The organism is Rhodoferax ferrireducens T118 (assembly GCF_000013605.1).
Taxonomy (GTDB): domain Bacteria; phylum Pseudomonadota; class Gammaproteobacteria; order Burkholderiales; family Burkholderiaceae_C; genus Rhodoferax; species Rhodoferax ferrireducens.
In genome coordinates, this window is record NC_007908.1 from 4042697 (window position 1) to 4055898 (window position 13202).

Sequence of the window (13202 nt, forward strand, 5' to 3'; positions counted from 1 at the left end):
GATGCGCATCTGGTTAATAGCTGCCGTTCACTGTGGGGTGAAGCAGTATCCAATATCATCAGGCACCGCAACATTCACTTACACCTGCCTGCATGTTCCTCCAGCGCTTTCAGCCGCAGTCGCTCAAAACCCGCGTCACCCTGCTGACGCTGCTCATCGTGGTGCTCAGCTTCTTGTCGCTGGCCTCCTACATGAAAGGGCTGCTGCGCGAAGAACTGCTGCGTTTTACCGGCGAACAACAGCGTTCAGCCCTGAACTTGCTGACCGCTGAAGTCAATCACGGCTTGCAAGACCGGCTGGACATCCTGAAAACAGTCGCCTCAAGGGTCAGTCCGACGCAGGTGGACGACCAGGCCGCGATGAACGCTTTCCTGCTTGAACGGCCATTTCTGGCCGGGCTGTTCAATAGCGGCGCCATGATCTGGAACCGGCAAGGGGTGTTGCAGGCGAACATGCAATTCTTGAAAGACGGGCTTGTCGCCAACGCGCTTGATCCGCAAGAGTTGGCCACGGTTCTCAAGGACGGCGAAGCTGTCATTGGCCGCATTCACTTTCACAGCAAGCCAAACGCGCCTGCGTTTGCCATGGCCGTGCCGATTCGCAACCTCCAGGGCGAGGTCATCGGCGCATTGGCAGGTGTTATTCGGCTGGATCAAGCCAACTTTTTGAGCCAATTGGCCTCGCACCGTTATGGCAAGACCGGCAACTTCTTTCTGCTGGACGCGCGCCAAAGGCTGATTTTTGCCACGTCCGACACACCGCGCTTGATGGAAGTCCTGCCCGCCCCTGGCATTAGCCCCTGGATTGACCGTTTTGTGCAGGGTTTTGAGGGTACGGCACGGGTGGTCAACCCGCATGGCGTTGAGGTGCTGGTCAGCATCCGGCAGATTCCCCTGGCCCACTGGTACGCCTCCGTCACACTCGCGCCCGAGGAAACCTTTGCCCTGATTGAGGCGATCCAGCCACGCGGCCGGCTGGCCGCACTGGTGCTGGCCCTTTTTTGCTTGACCCTCATCTGGCTGATGCTGCGACGCCAGCTCGCCCCCATGACGGCGGCAGTCAACACATTGGACGGCTTTGTGCGCCACAACCAGCCGCCACAAGCACTGCCCGTGGTTCGGCAAGACGAAATCGGCCAATTGGTGGGTGGCTTTAACCGGCTGCTCGACACCTTGGCGCAACAGAAAAAAGTGCTGCAGGACAGTGAGATCTTCAAACAAGCGGTGCTCAATTCAGTGACCGCCGAAATTGCCGTGCTCAATCGCAACGGCGTCATTTTGACGGTTAACGATGCCTGGCGGCGTTGTTCGCAAGCGTGTGCAGCCGAGCTCGGGCAGAGCGCAAGCAGCACCGAGGTGGGTGCCAATTACCTCGCAGCCTGTCAAAGCGTCGAGGCTGATCCCGCCGCAAGCGGCACACTGTCGGCGCAAGACGGCATTCAGGCCGTGCTGGACGGTCGCTCGCCGCGTTTCTACCTCGAATATACGTGCCATTCTTCACAGCAACAGCGCTGGTTCAGCATGAGCGTGACCCCACTGCAAGGCGAGGCGCTGCAAGGTGCGGTGGTGTCACTTGAAGATATTTCCGAACGCATCCAGATGGAAAAGCAGGTGCGTGATCTGGCTTTTTATGACCCCCTCACCCATTTGCCCAACCGGCGCCTGGCGCTGGAACGACTGACGCAACAGCTGGTGCGCGCACGTCGGGCCCAAACTCGCCTGGCGCTGTTGTTTATCGACCTGGACAAGTTCAAGCCGATCAACGACGCGCTCGGGCACGAGGTCGGAGACTGGGTACTGCATGCCGTGGCACAGCGCATTCAGGCGTGCCTGCGCGAATCTGATACCGCCGCGCGCCTGGGCGGTGACGAGTTTGTGGTGCTGCTGCCTGACCTGCAAACCAGCGACGCGGCACTGGCGGTGGCCGAAAAAATTCGCGCTGCGCTGGCGCAGGATTTTGTGACCACCCAGGGTCTCGTGCTGAGCATTTCGTCGAGCATCGGCGTGGCGTTGTACCCGGACCATGGCGAGACCGAAAAAGACTTGTTGCGTCTGGGCGATGAGGCCATGTACCGGGCAAAAAAGAGCGGATGCAATGCCGTGCAGCTGTGCGTGAAGCCATTGTCAGCGCCCGCCCCCGAGGCCTGCGACCCGGCGCCGAAGTCCCATGTTCACCTGCGCTGGAAAGCCGCTTTTGCCAGCGGCAACCCGGTGATTGATCAGGAGCATGAAACGCTGTTCCGGCTGGCCAACACACTGCTGGACGAGGCGGCATTGCGCCGGCAGCAGCCGGCCGCATTCGAGGCCGCGTTTGAGGCGCTGCTGGCGCACGTGGTGGAGCACTTTGCGCATGAAGAAGCTATTTTGTTGGCGCACGGCTTTGCCGGCATGGCGGACCATGCGCGCCAGCATCAGGTACTGCTGGCGCGGGCACACGCGCTGCACCTTTCAGCGCTGGCGGCAGATGCAGGGGATGCCACCGAGGGTGAACTGGTCAAATTTCTGGTGACCGAGCTGGTCGCGGGCCACATGTTGCACACAGACAGCGCTTTTTTCCCCCTGTTTGCCACCCCAGGCGTTCAGACGCTGGCTGCACCGAAGTTTTCCGGCATCTGAATCGCCACCACTTCGCCGCGCGCGGTGGCCACGCCAGCGGCGTACACGGTGGTTTCAATCACCACTTTGCGGCCCTTGATTTCTTTCACCCGGCCTCGAATTTCCAGGACCCCGGCAATTGGCGTGGGCTTGAGATAGTCCACGTGCAGCGAGCCCGTCACAAAGCGGAACGCCGGCAGCGTGTCCATCTCACGGCCTTCCTGCCGGTACATGGCCGCCGCCGCGGTGCCGGTGCTGTGGCAGTCAATCAGTGAGGCCAGCAGCCCACCGTAGGTAAAACCGGGAATGGCGGTGTGAAACGGCTCCGGCGTGAAATGGGTCACGGTCTCTTCACCGTCCCAAAAGGTTTTGATGCGGTGCCCATGGTCATTTTTGGAGCCGCAGCCATAGCAGTGCGCCAGGTTTTCAGGGTAATAGTCTTGAAATGCTTTCATGGTCTTTCCAGTCTCTCTAAATATATAATTAACAACTGATATTTTAAGGAATGATGATGAGCACTTTTGACCATGCTGGCTTGATTCAGGATATCAATGAAGGCCTGGCACCATTTCGCAAGACGCAGGCCGAGGTCATGCAGAGTTTCGGGCAAATGGCACGGGCTGCCATGGCCGAGGGTGTCATCAGCGCCAAAAACAAGGAGCTGATGGCCCTGGCCATTGGCATCACGCAAGGGTGTTCTGGCTGCATCGGCTTTCATGTCAAGGCCTTGCACAAGCTCAACTGCACCCGGGCCGAGCTGGAAGAAATGCTCAGCGTCTGCGTGTACATGGGCGGCGGCCCGGCGCTGATGCATGCCGCAGAAGCGCTCAAGGCCTGGGAGAGCATGGCCCCTGCAGCAAGCATCAGCCAGCCTTGATTTGGCACCAAAAACACGGATTGCTCTGCATCATGGACCTGCATGTCCATTGATTCAATTTCGAATTTGATCGGATGTGAGCCGGGCGGCGCCACATCGGGTGGCAACTGGGCCCGCACCACCAGCGAGCGCGCCTGCGTTGCCGGCACCGTCAACTCATTGTCTGAGGTCACCACCAGCCCGGGCAAGCCCGACACCGTGACTTTGAAGCGCTGATCCTGTCCAGCGACCAAAGCTAGGCGTCGCGGCGCAGGCGTAATTTCATGGGGTGTCCGCCAAAAATCACTTGCATCACCTCTGAGCGACTTTGCGTGAGCTCAACAAAACTACTACAATATATAAGCATAGATAGATATATAAATCGAGAGCAGTTCAACCCAAGGGAACCCAGTCATGAACCGACGCAGATTGACACGTTGGCTTACCGTGCTGCTGATGAGCACTTCAAATCTGCTGGCCTTGCCAGCGCTGGCGGCAGATGAAGCGGCCAATGCCTTGATTACCCGGCTGTCGACCGAGGTACTGGGCAGCATCAAGGCCAGTGCGTCGGTCCGCACGGGTGATGTGACAACCATCATTGCGCTGGTGGATGCGACGGTCATGCCACACATGAATTTCAAACGCATGACCGCTTCTGCGGTCGGCCCCGCGTGGCGACAAGCCACCCCGGAGCAACAAAAGCGCTTGCAGGACGAGTTCAAGACTTTGCTGGTGCGCACCTACGCCGGCGCCGTGGCCCAGGTCGCTGACCTGAGCGTGGTGGTCATGCCCCTGCGCGCCTCGCCACAAGACAAAGAGGTGGTGGTCCGTACCGAAATCAAGGGTCGTGGCGACCCGGTTCAGCTCGACTACCGGCTGGAGAGAACCAGCGGTGACGGCGCTGGCTGGAAAATTTACAACCTGAACGTGATGGGTGTGTGGCTGGTGGAAACCTATCGCAGCCAGTTCGCCCAGGAGGTCAACACCAAAGGCATTGACGGTTTGATTGCCACCTTGGCAGACCGAAACAAGGTCAATGCCAGCAAAGGTTGATCACCCGGTGATCGTCGGGCGCAACTTGAAAAATATATGCCAAACCGGCCTGCAGCCCCCGTCAAATAGACATGATATGCTATTTTTTATATAGCGATTGATGCCAACGGGCGATGACGGATGGGTTTGCCGGGTATGGCGGTGGTCAAAGGACCAAGCCAGTGCGGCGCACTGGCTTGACGCTTATTCCTTGATGGTGCAGATTTCACCCTTGCAGGCCACTTCGGCATCCAGGTACGACACGTTGACATAACCCTTGCGGCCCAGGATGTCGAAGGTCTTTTGACTCTTGGCGCCTGACGCGCAATTGACGAAGACGGGAACGTCCTTGGGAATTTTGGCGTAATCTTTTTCCATCTCTTCAATGGGAAGGCTCACGGCCCCTTTGAAATGCCCCCGCGCATAGTCGGCGACCGGGCGCACGTCCAGGATGAACTTGCCCGCAGCCACCGCTTCTTCGAAGGCTTTTGGCGCGACCTGTCCCGGCCCGTAGACCGGTGCCCAGGTCACCGTCGTGAGCGCAGGCGCCATGGCGAGCGCGCCTTTCCAGGCACTCAAGGGAAAGTAGGCCAGCCGGCGGAAATCGCGTTCGCGCAGTTCTTCCAGCGTGGCATTGACCGCGTCCAGGTCACCGCGCCCAACGACGATGATGGGGGCATTTTTGGACAGCGTGCCCAGGGCGGTCTGGCCTGGGCTGCCCTTGAAGTCGCTGATGGAAAGCTGAACCAGCTTGTTCGATTCCGTCACGATGGTCTCTTTTCCTGGCGACGTGTCGATCAAAATCAGGTTGCCTTTTTGAACGAATGACGCCTCGGCCAGAAGGGGCTGCGCTTTTTGCGTCCAGCCAGGGACACCGTTGCGGTAGACCCAGGCGTCGGCATAGCCCATCTTTCTGAAAATCTCAGCGGAGTCGACGGACAGCGTGCACTCTCTTCCCGCGCAGTAAAAAATGACTTTCCCGGTTTTGGGAATGCCCAGTTTCTCGGCGCTGGCGGCGTCTTTCCTCAACATGTCCAGCGGCAGACTCAGGGCGCCCGGGATGTGACCGGCGCTGTATTTTCCTGCCGGGCGGCTGTCAACGACCCAGACACTTTTTCCGATCATTCCCTGCTCGAAATACGAGACCATCTGCTCGTTGGCTACTTCATTTGCTTCGAGCTGCTGCTCTGCCGCATGGGCATTCCAGCTTATTGCGGCCGACAGAGTTGTTGCGACCAGGGCGACTGCCAAAATCAAGCGTTTCATGACGGAACTCCTTCCATGAGAGAGCGACACACTTTTCCGCTATCGCCACCCCGAGCGGCCGGGGAGCTTGACTGTTGGGGTGGCTGGGTGGGCTTAGCAGCCAGCCGTCTTCTTGAAGGACTTGGCCGTGTTCTTGCCGTCCTTCTCGAAGCGGGCGCGGATCTCGTCGCCTTCCACAATGCGCTTGTCCTTGAATTTGTCCAGGGTCAGGTCATCGGTGATGGTGATGGTGATGGGTGTACCGGCCTTGGTGTCCTTCAGAACGGCGGTGGCCGACTTGCCGTCGGCTGCCATCGTGATCTTGGTGATCGGGCCGACCATCTTGCCTTCGTCAGCCGCGGCGCTGCCGGCAAACGCCAGGCCAGCCAAAGCCAGCGTGATGGAAACAGCGACGGTGGAGAATTTGGTTTTCATTTCAAAATCCTTTGGTAAGTTAATAAATGCCCGTTGAGCGCAATCGTTTGCGCTCAACGGCTTGGGTGGTCAAGTCAGAATTTGACTTCGAAGGTGGCGTACAGGTTGGTGGCGTTTTCCAGCGGTGTCGTGGTCATCATCTGGCCATTCACATCACCGATCGCCACTGGCGCGCCGACCCAGTTGTTGCTGCCGGTGTAGTCAAACTTGTAGTACTGCACCCCGAGACGGAAGAACGCCTTGCTGAAGAAGGACGAGATCGGTTTGCGGTCGAGCTCCTGAATGAAGTAGGCCTCAACCACATCGCCGCGCGTGCCGACCTTGGCGGTCCACATGTCATCGGCTGCCGGGGCGAAGGTGATCCAGTTCTTGGAGCCGTGGTTGTACTCAAGACCGAACTTCGAGTTCGATGGCAGGTCGTACCGCACGCCCAATGCAATCGCCGTGCCGGTCTTGCTGGTCGGTGCTTCGGGGCTGAAGAAGCCACCCGTCATCAAACCCTGGAAGCCGAACTGCGCCGAGACGTTCTGGTTCGGATGGGTGATGCTCACGCCCAAGTCACCAAAGACATTGAGTTTGCCCGGGCCAATGTTCTTGAACGTGCTCATGAAGCCCATGCCAAACCAGTCGATATCGCCCAGGTTGGTTTTTGCTGTGGTGTCGCCAAAGTAGGTTTTCCTCATCGTCGGCGCATCAAAGATGTTCATGCCGCGGTTCCATTGCAGCCAGACGCGCAGCGGGTCGGTGTCGATGGGAACAATCGCCACGCCGAGCATGTCGGTGTCCTTCAGCGAGTTGCCCCTCGGGTCCGTGAAGCCGTTCTCGAAGCCGCGGCCATAGCAGATCTTGGCATAGGCGCCCGGCCAGCCGTCGACGTCCGGCGCGTAGCCCACCGTCATGCCGTCAAAGGCGTAGTCCACCAGCATCGAGGGTGTGCCGCCGTTGCCGGGATTAGGCCGGTTGTCGCGCAGATTGCCCGGCGCGCCGCCCGTGGAGGGGCGCCGGCCAACCGATAGCCAGACCGGTTCGTCGCCGATGTTGCTCCAGGTGGCATAAACGCGGTCCACATTCAGCGCGCTGTTGGAGGGAACGTGCCCGAGCGTGCCGTCAAAGACACCCACGCGGTCGGCGAAGAACGGCGCGCTGCCCGCATTGGTGACCGAGCCCTCATCCTGCGAGCCGAACACTTTGTACATGTTCAGGTGCGCGTTGACGCTGATGTCCTGCGTCGCCTTGGCCCCCAGGTCCAGCCCGAAGCGGTTGCTGTACTGGCTGGTGTTCTTGGGTTTGTAGGCGGGCACCGTTGCGGCGAATGCCCCCATGGCACCCGCCATGGATGCATTGGCTCCGAGGAAGGCGTTCGCCTGGTCATACGTGGCGACCTTGCCCATCGCTTGCGAGAAGCCCATCAAACCGGACAGCGCTTGGGCCGTGGTCCACGCCGGGTTGAGGCTTGAAGCCGCCGCAGGATTGGCAAAAAATTCACTCTGCAGCGTGTTCTGCGCGTTCATAAAGGTCGCGTTGACATCGGTGAAGGTCTTGCTCTGCCCCTCCAGACTGTCGAAACGGAAGCGGTAGTCACCGCCCACCGTCAGCCACTTGCTGAGCGACTTGCCCTCGAGCTTGGTGACCTGGTTCTTGAGGTCGGCCAGCTCGGTGGCCTGAGGCTGGGCTTGCGCCGCTTTTTGCTCATTGGCCGTGACCTGAGCCTTCAAAGCCTGAAGCTCGCGCGACAGGTCTTCAATCTTTTGCATCAAGTCGGCGTCCGCCGCGGAGGCGGCCAAAGGCAGCCACAGGCTCGCCACCAAAGTGACGAGTAACTTTTTTCTGAAAGCAACTTTCATGAGATTTCCCTGGTTAGTACAACAACAAAAACTCAACGTTCAGCACTAGTGCCGTTTGCCCGGCATGGGTTCTTCAGCCGCAGCAAGATCCTCCCAGCCGGTCAGCATGGCCTTGACCTGCGAGGTGATCTTGTGGCCGGTGGTGGCGAGATACAGATGCGAGATCAGGAATGTCAGCATCAGGAAGGCGCCGAAAGTGTGTGCGGTGGCAATCCATTCCAACTGCAGTTTGCTCAGGCCCCAGGCCGCCCAGTCCGCATAAAAAAGGTAGAGCCAGCCGGTAAACCAGAGCAGCGGACTGAGCAGTGTCAGCACGGCCAGATAGGTCAGCCGTTGCAGCGGGTTGTGCTTGTTGCTCAGGCTCGGACGGAACGGATGCGGCTCGTCCTTGAAGATGCCCGATGAGTAATATTTCGCAATGACAACGATATTTTTGGTAGTCGGGATGTAATGCCGCCATTCGCCGGTGGTGATATGCCAGAAGGCGGCAAAAATCCACAGTCCCACCAGCGTCCAGGCGGCGATGGTGTGGTAGTTGACTGCCTTTTCGAAGCCGAAGACGGAATAGGTTCCATGCACCTCGAAGCCGGTCAGCAGCATGAAAATGATCAATGCTGCCTGGCACCAGTGCCAGAGCCGCTCGAATGGTTTGAAGAGATAGACGCGTGACATGAAGGTTCTCCCGGTTAGCTATTGCGTTTGTTCACGATGATGCGGACCAGGCCGTGGCCCAGGACGCCGAGCAAGGTCAGGGCAGCAAGAAGCCAGCCACCGATTTCAAGCCAGCGGGCATGGTCGCGACTGCGACCCGGCATATAGACGCCGTCAATCTTGTCCAGCCGACCGACCTTGGCGTGGCACGCCACACAGCCCAGCGCTTTTTCTTTCGGTGCCACCATGTGATTGATCGCCCACATGCTTTCGGTTTCGATGAAATCGACCTTGCCGGAGAACTTGACGCCGCCTTTGGCCATGCCCTCGGTGACCGCTTTGACCCAGTCCAGGTTCTTCCAGAAGGCGGTGTCGTCATTGCCCGCCAGGTGGGTGATGACCAGCGACTTGTTGATCGGGTCATATTGCTGCTTGCCGCGGAACAGCTTGATCGGCCAGATCATCGACTTGCCATCGGTGGCACTGCCCTCAAAGCCGTTGATCTGAACCGGCTTGTCGCCCTTCTCGATCTTGTCGGTGATCAGGGTGTATTTGTTCGTGCCATTGAACCAGACGTATTCGGGTGTGACGTTCTCTGCCCACTTGAAATCGCCCTTGATCGTCATGTAGGTGTCGTAGTCGTTTTCGTCCCGGATGGTCTGGAACTTGCCATCCTTGTCCAGCTTGCCGGCGGTAGACCAGTCCCACGACATCTTGGTCGGGACACCGCCGCGCGCAAAGGCCGGGATGTGGCAGGTCTGGCAGGCGATCTTGGCGGTGTGCTCATTGAGCCTGACGATCTGGTGCGGTGCTTGGCCGTGGCAGGCCTGGCAGGTGTCAGGGCTGGTCTTGTCGGCCTCGCCGCGCATGTGCGCCGGTGCCTTGTCCTTGGCCGTGGGGGCGTAGCGGCTGCCGGAGACCTTGTGATCATCGGTCTTGTGGCAGGTGGCGCAAGAAAAATTCAGCCCCTTGGTGTCCATGTGCACGTCCAGCGCCTTGTCAGGGTTTTCCAGAGAACTGTCCAGATCACCGTGTTTGACACCATCACCGCCGCCGCCCTTGAAGTGGCAGGCACCGCAAGTGTTACGCGTGGTGGGCCCGACCTTCTGGGCGATTTCTTTCAGGTTGATGCCCTTGATGATCTTGCCCGAGCCCGCCGGAAACTCGGTGTCCCGGGCGACCGGGTTGCCGGCAAAACCACTCGGCTTGGTGTACTTGCCGGTGTGGTCATGGCAGGCCAGGCAGTCGACGTTTTCTTCCACGGTGAAGTCAAACTTGGCGTCCTTCCAGCCATAGCCAATATGGCAACTGTTGCAAGCGGCCTCATTCGACCTGACCGAGGTGCAGAAATTGTTGACAACATGCTTCTTGCCTAACACTTGCTTGGTGTCGGGGTTGATGAACTCCCACTTCCAGTGCTGTGTCTGGTGAATTTGTTTGGCAGCCTCGGTATGGCAACTCAGGCAAGCCTTGGTCACCTCCGGGCCGGAAGCAAAATCCTGATCCAGGATCTTGAACTTGCTGTGGTCAGCTGTTGTTTGCAACTTTGCCGGGGTCCCGGCTACGGCCGGTGCTGGCTTGGTGGCCGCCGGTGCTGCCACGGCAAAAAAGAGAGCTGCCAGGGCTGCAACCAGTAGATATCGACTACGCATCAAGAACTCCTCGCTTTACAGGCGGTAGTGCCCAGTTGCGATAGCGAACCAGCAACACTATTAGGGTAAATACTAATATTTGTCGCTATGTAAAGTTCTGATGTAGATCAATGTATTTGTATGTGCTTATAGATGTGTGTGCTTATTTACAGATGCGGTTATCTGCTACCGCGCACGAATTAGCCGATAAAAATGTGGTCAACAGCCGCCGCCAGCCAAGCATGTGGCGGCGCGCAAGCAGCCGCTAGTGGGCCGTGCCGATCATGGCGGCCTTGAAATTGCCTTCTGTCTCGATCTTGGTGCAGACAGCGCGGCAGAGCGCCGGTATCCGCTCATCGATGATGCGGTAATAGATTTGCACGCCATCACGGCGTTTGCCGAGCACCCCATGTCGATACAAGGTGTTCAGGTGCTGCGACATATTGGGCTGGGTGGTGCCTATTTTGCTGAGCAAATAGCTCACGTTCTTTTCGCCGTCGCACAGGCAACTGATGATCTTCAGGCGCATCGGTGCCGACATGACCCGAAACAACTCGGCGGCCAGCTCAAATACTTCGTCTGGTCGATCGAGATCGGAGGGGATGGGTTGTGCTTTAAGCTTTGTCATAGGGTGGGCGCGGGCGCGGAAAAGTTTGTCTCTTCGTCTAGTTGATTCGAATATACGGGCATTGTGCAATATCGACCCCGGCAATAACCCGCACCGAAGCCAAAAACCACACGGGGCGCTGGCGCCAGACGCGTTACAGACTGGTCACAAAGTCAGTGGGCTCGGGACGCAGGCGCGGCGCTTTACGTCTGGAGGCCGTGCCCACGTTGATGAAACACACCGCTTCTTCGCCCGCCTGCAATTGAAACAAGGTACGCATGTGCGGAGAAGACATGGCCTGGCCGCTGGTAAGTCCGGCGCCAAACGCCATGCTGTGTGCGCTGAGCAACATGTTTTGCACGGCACACCCCACTGACACCATGCGTTCCAGCATCGGAACATCGGGCTCACGCGGCCCCAGGCACGCCACCGCCAAGATCAGCAAGGGCGCGCGATGCGCTTTTTCACGCGCGGACTCGATTTGCTCCGGGGTGGCACCGGCGTCGCGATCCATCAGCGCGCGGGCAAAAACTTCCGCCAGATCGGCGCGTTTATGAGCTGGCACCAGCACAAAACGCCACGGCCGCAACTGGCCATGATCGGGCGCCGCAGCGGCTGCGCGAAACAATTGTTCGACTTGTGCCGCCGATGGGCCGGGCTCGCTCAGGCGCCGGGGCAGAATGTTTTGCCGGGAGCTGATCAACGCTTCGGCAAAAATGGCTTCTTGAGTCAAACCAACCGTGGGATCATCTGCTAACTCATCCGCCGAAATACCAGCCGGGCATTGGGGTAGGTGACTCATTTTTTAACTCCTCAAACCAAAAATATCACACCTGACGTCGAGATATTATTGATTCAAATCACGCTGGAGAAGAAATGAATGCGTGACGGTCCAACCGCGCACGGGGGAATCCGTTCTCCCCAACCCGCTTGGCGCCTGGCAGGGGTCTACCCTGAAAACTCAATGCAGCTATGTCCTGTGTGCCGAGAGAAACTCCATCTCCGACACCTCCCGCAGTGCTGACTCCTCAAGAAGAAACGTGTCAACCGCCTGCGGATCAAATTGGGTTCCGGCCATGCGAAGTATTTCCGCCCGTGCTGTTTCGAAAGGCAGTGCCTTACGATATGGGCGATCAAAGGTCATCGCATCAAGGGTGTCGATGACGGCAAAGAGTCTCGCCGCCAAAGGAATTGCTTCTCCCTTGAGTCCCGCCGGGTAACCTGATCCGTCAAACCGCTCCTCGTGACAGAGAACAATATCTGCGGCCATCGACAGGAACGGGAGTTTTTCCAAGATGAGGTGCCCGTTGCGTGGATGCTCTTGCATGATCTGCCATTCCTGATCGGACAACTTGCCGGGCTTCAAGAGCACCGCATCAGGTACACCGATTTTTCCGATGTCATGGAGCAGGCTGCCCCAATACACTTCCTGAAGATCTTTAGCTTTTTGATAGTGGTGTCTTGCCAGCAAAAGAGTATGGGCCGCCACACGTTTGGAATGCAGGCCAGTCTCTTTTTCCCTTAAATCCATCGCCTCGGCAATTGCTTCGACGAACAATTCATAGGGGTGCCCGCCCCAACCACCAAGATGTTTGCGGGCATCGAGGAGGCAATTCTCACAGGTGTTTTGGTCGCCGGACCGCAAATAGAGACGCCCATGGGAGACTGCGCCGCATTCTGAGCAGGCGGCAGAAAAGCTTTCGGGAACAGGAAACGGCTTTCTATCCATCTTCCTTTGACCATCCAACCCATGTTTGGGTTCCAATTATTCTTAAAAGAGTGCCGTTTTGTTGAACGCGACTTATGGACAACATCATCCACCCCGTACGCGAGCTTGAATGACATCGACTTAATAAGAATCAATTTGTATCAAAGCGCTTTATGTTTCCTACCGCACAGACATGGCCTGCATCGAGCAGCAGAATGCCAATTAGCGCTCATTGTCACGTCGTACAGTTGATGAGAGACGAATATGAACACAAACAAAGACCCCTTCACAGACCTCGCTCAACTCGGCAAACTGAACGAAAACGTTTTGAAAATATTCGCGCGGAATCAGGAAACGAGTAAGGACGTGAAATCAGAAGGCGACGACACGGCACCGCGTACGCAGAGCGCGGTCATTGGCGACGAAGCAGAGCCCCAAACGACCGGAATCCCGCCGCCGCCCACCGTAGGAACAGACACGTTCGTTGAACGGGGTGAATCGTCCTAGCTGGCTGAGTGATGTGAACGCGACTTCATTGTGTGCGCGCCCGGCTCCTGCCAGTGGCGAATTCAGTGCTGCGCCAACTCCTTGGGCATCCG

13 protein-coding genes and 1 pseudogene are annotated in these 13202 nt (G+C 58.1%); 4 read left to right on the forward strand and 10 right to left on the reverse strand.

Annotation, left to right across the window (positions count from 1 at the left end; genetic code table 11):
- Positions 1-92 precede the first annotated feature (92 nt).
- Complete coding sequence (locus RFER_RS23120) at positions 93-2615, forward strand: diguanylate cyclase domain-containing protein (RefSeq protein ID WP_011465892.1); 2523 nt, start codon at positions 93-95, stop codon at positions 2613-2615.
- On the opposite strand, the gene RFER_RS18390 is transcribed toward RFER_RS23120, so the two are convergent.
- The gene (locus RFER_RS18390) at positions 2579-3049 is read right to left on the reverse strand and encodes a PaaI family thioesterase (protein ID WP_011465893.1); all 471 of its coding nucleotides are present in this window, start codon (positions 3047-3049) and stop codon (positions 2579-2581) included. The genes RFER_RS23120 and RFER_RS18390 overlap by 37 nt on opposite strands.
- 56 nt (positions 3050-3105) lie before the next feature.
- On the opposite strand from RFER_RS18390, the gene RFER_RS18395 reads away from it, so the two are divergent.
- A complete protein-coding gene (locus tag RFER_RS18395; protein ID WP_011465894.1) occupies positions 3106-3471 on the forward strand; it encodes a carboxymuconolactone decarboxylase family protein in 366 nt (121 codons plus the stop codon).
- Between the two features lie 62 nt (positions 3472-3533).
- Here the strand turns inward: RFER_RS18395 and RFER_RS24705 are convergent.
- Positions 3534-3668: pseudogene (locus tag RFER_RS24705) on the reverse strand (hypothetical protein); the annotation flags it as partial.
- A gap of 196 nt (positions 3669-3864) precedes the next feature.
- On the opposite strand from RFER_RS24705, the gene RFER_RS18400 reads away from it, so the two are divergent.
- Entirely contained in the window at positions 3865-4503 is a 639-nt protein-coding gene (locus tag RFER_RS18400) for an MlaC/ttg2D family ABC transporter substrate-binding protein (RefSeq protein ID WP_011465895.1), read from the forward strand.
- A gap of 183 nt (positions 4504-4686) precedes the next feature.
- Here RFER_RS18400 and RFER_RS18405 read toward each other — a convergent pair whose 3' ends face one another.
- From RFER_RS18405 to RFER_RS18440, 8 genes are all read right to left on the reverse strand, one after another.
- Entirely contained in the window at positions 4687-5748 is a 1062-nt protein-coding gene (locus tag RFER_RS18405) for a rhodanese-like domain-containing protein (RefSeq protein ID WP_011465896.1), read from the reverse strand.
- 93 nt (positions 5749-5841) lie between these two features.
- Entirely contained in the window at positions 5842-6162 is a 321-nt protein-coding gene (locus RFER_RS18410) for a hypothetical protein (protein WP_011465897.1), read from the reverse strand.
- A 74-nt stretch (positions 6163-6236) separates the two neighbouring features.
- Positions 6237-8006 (reverse strand): DUF3373 domain-containing protein, encoded by a 1770-nt coding sequence (locus tag RFER_RS18415; RefSeq protein WP_011465898.1) that lies wholly within the window; start codon positions 8004-8006, stop codon positions 6237-6239.
- 45 nt (positions 8007-8051) lie between these two features.
- The gene (locus RFER_RS18420) at positions 8052-8678 is read right to left on the reverse strand and encodes a cytochrome b/b6 domain-containing protein (protein WP_011465899.1); all 627 of its coding nucleotides are present in this window, start codon (positions 8676-8678) and stop codon (positions 8052-8054) included.
- Between the two features lie 14 nt (positions 8679-8692).
- Positions 8693-10309: a tetrathionate reductase family octaheme c-type cytochrome gene (locus RFER_RS18425; RefSeq protein ID WP_011465900.1), complete on the reverse strand. Its 1617-nt coding sequence runs from the start codon at positions 10307-10309 to the stop codon at positions 8693-8695.
- Positions 10310-10553: 244 nt separating this feature from the next.
- Positions 10554-10916: an ArsR/SmtB family transcription factor gene (locus RFER_RS18430; RefSeq protein WP_011465901.1), complete on the reverse strand. Its 363-nt coding sequence runs from the start codon at positions 10914-10916 to the stop codon at positions 10554-10556.
- A gap of 133 nt (positions 10917-11049) precedes the next feature.
- A complete protein-coding gene (locus tag RFER_RS18435) occupies positions 11050-11697 on the reverse strand; it encodes a nitroreductase family protein (RefSeq protein WP_084795550.1) in 648 nt (215 codons plus the stop codon).
- A gap of 168 nt (positions 11698-11865) precedes the next feature.
- Entirely contained in the window at positions 11866-12660 is a 795-nt protein-coding gene (locus RFER_RS18440; protein WP_244095743.1) for an HD-GYP domain-containing protein, read from the reverse strand.
- A gap of 207 nt (positions 12661-12867) precedes the next feature.
- Between RFER_RS18440 and RFER_RS18445 the strand changes: the two genes are divergently transcribed.
- Positions 12868-13110 carry a hypothetical protein gene (locus RFER_RS18445; RefSeq protein ID WP_041790963.1) on the forward strand — a complete coding sequence of 81 codons (243 nt, stop codon included), beginning with the start codon at positions 12868-12870 and terminating at the stop codon, positions 13108-13110.
- Positions 13111-13202 lie beyond the last annotated feature (92 nt).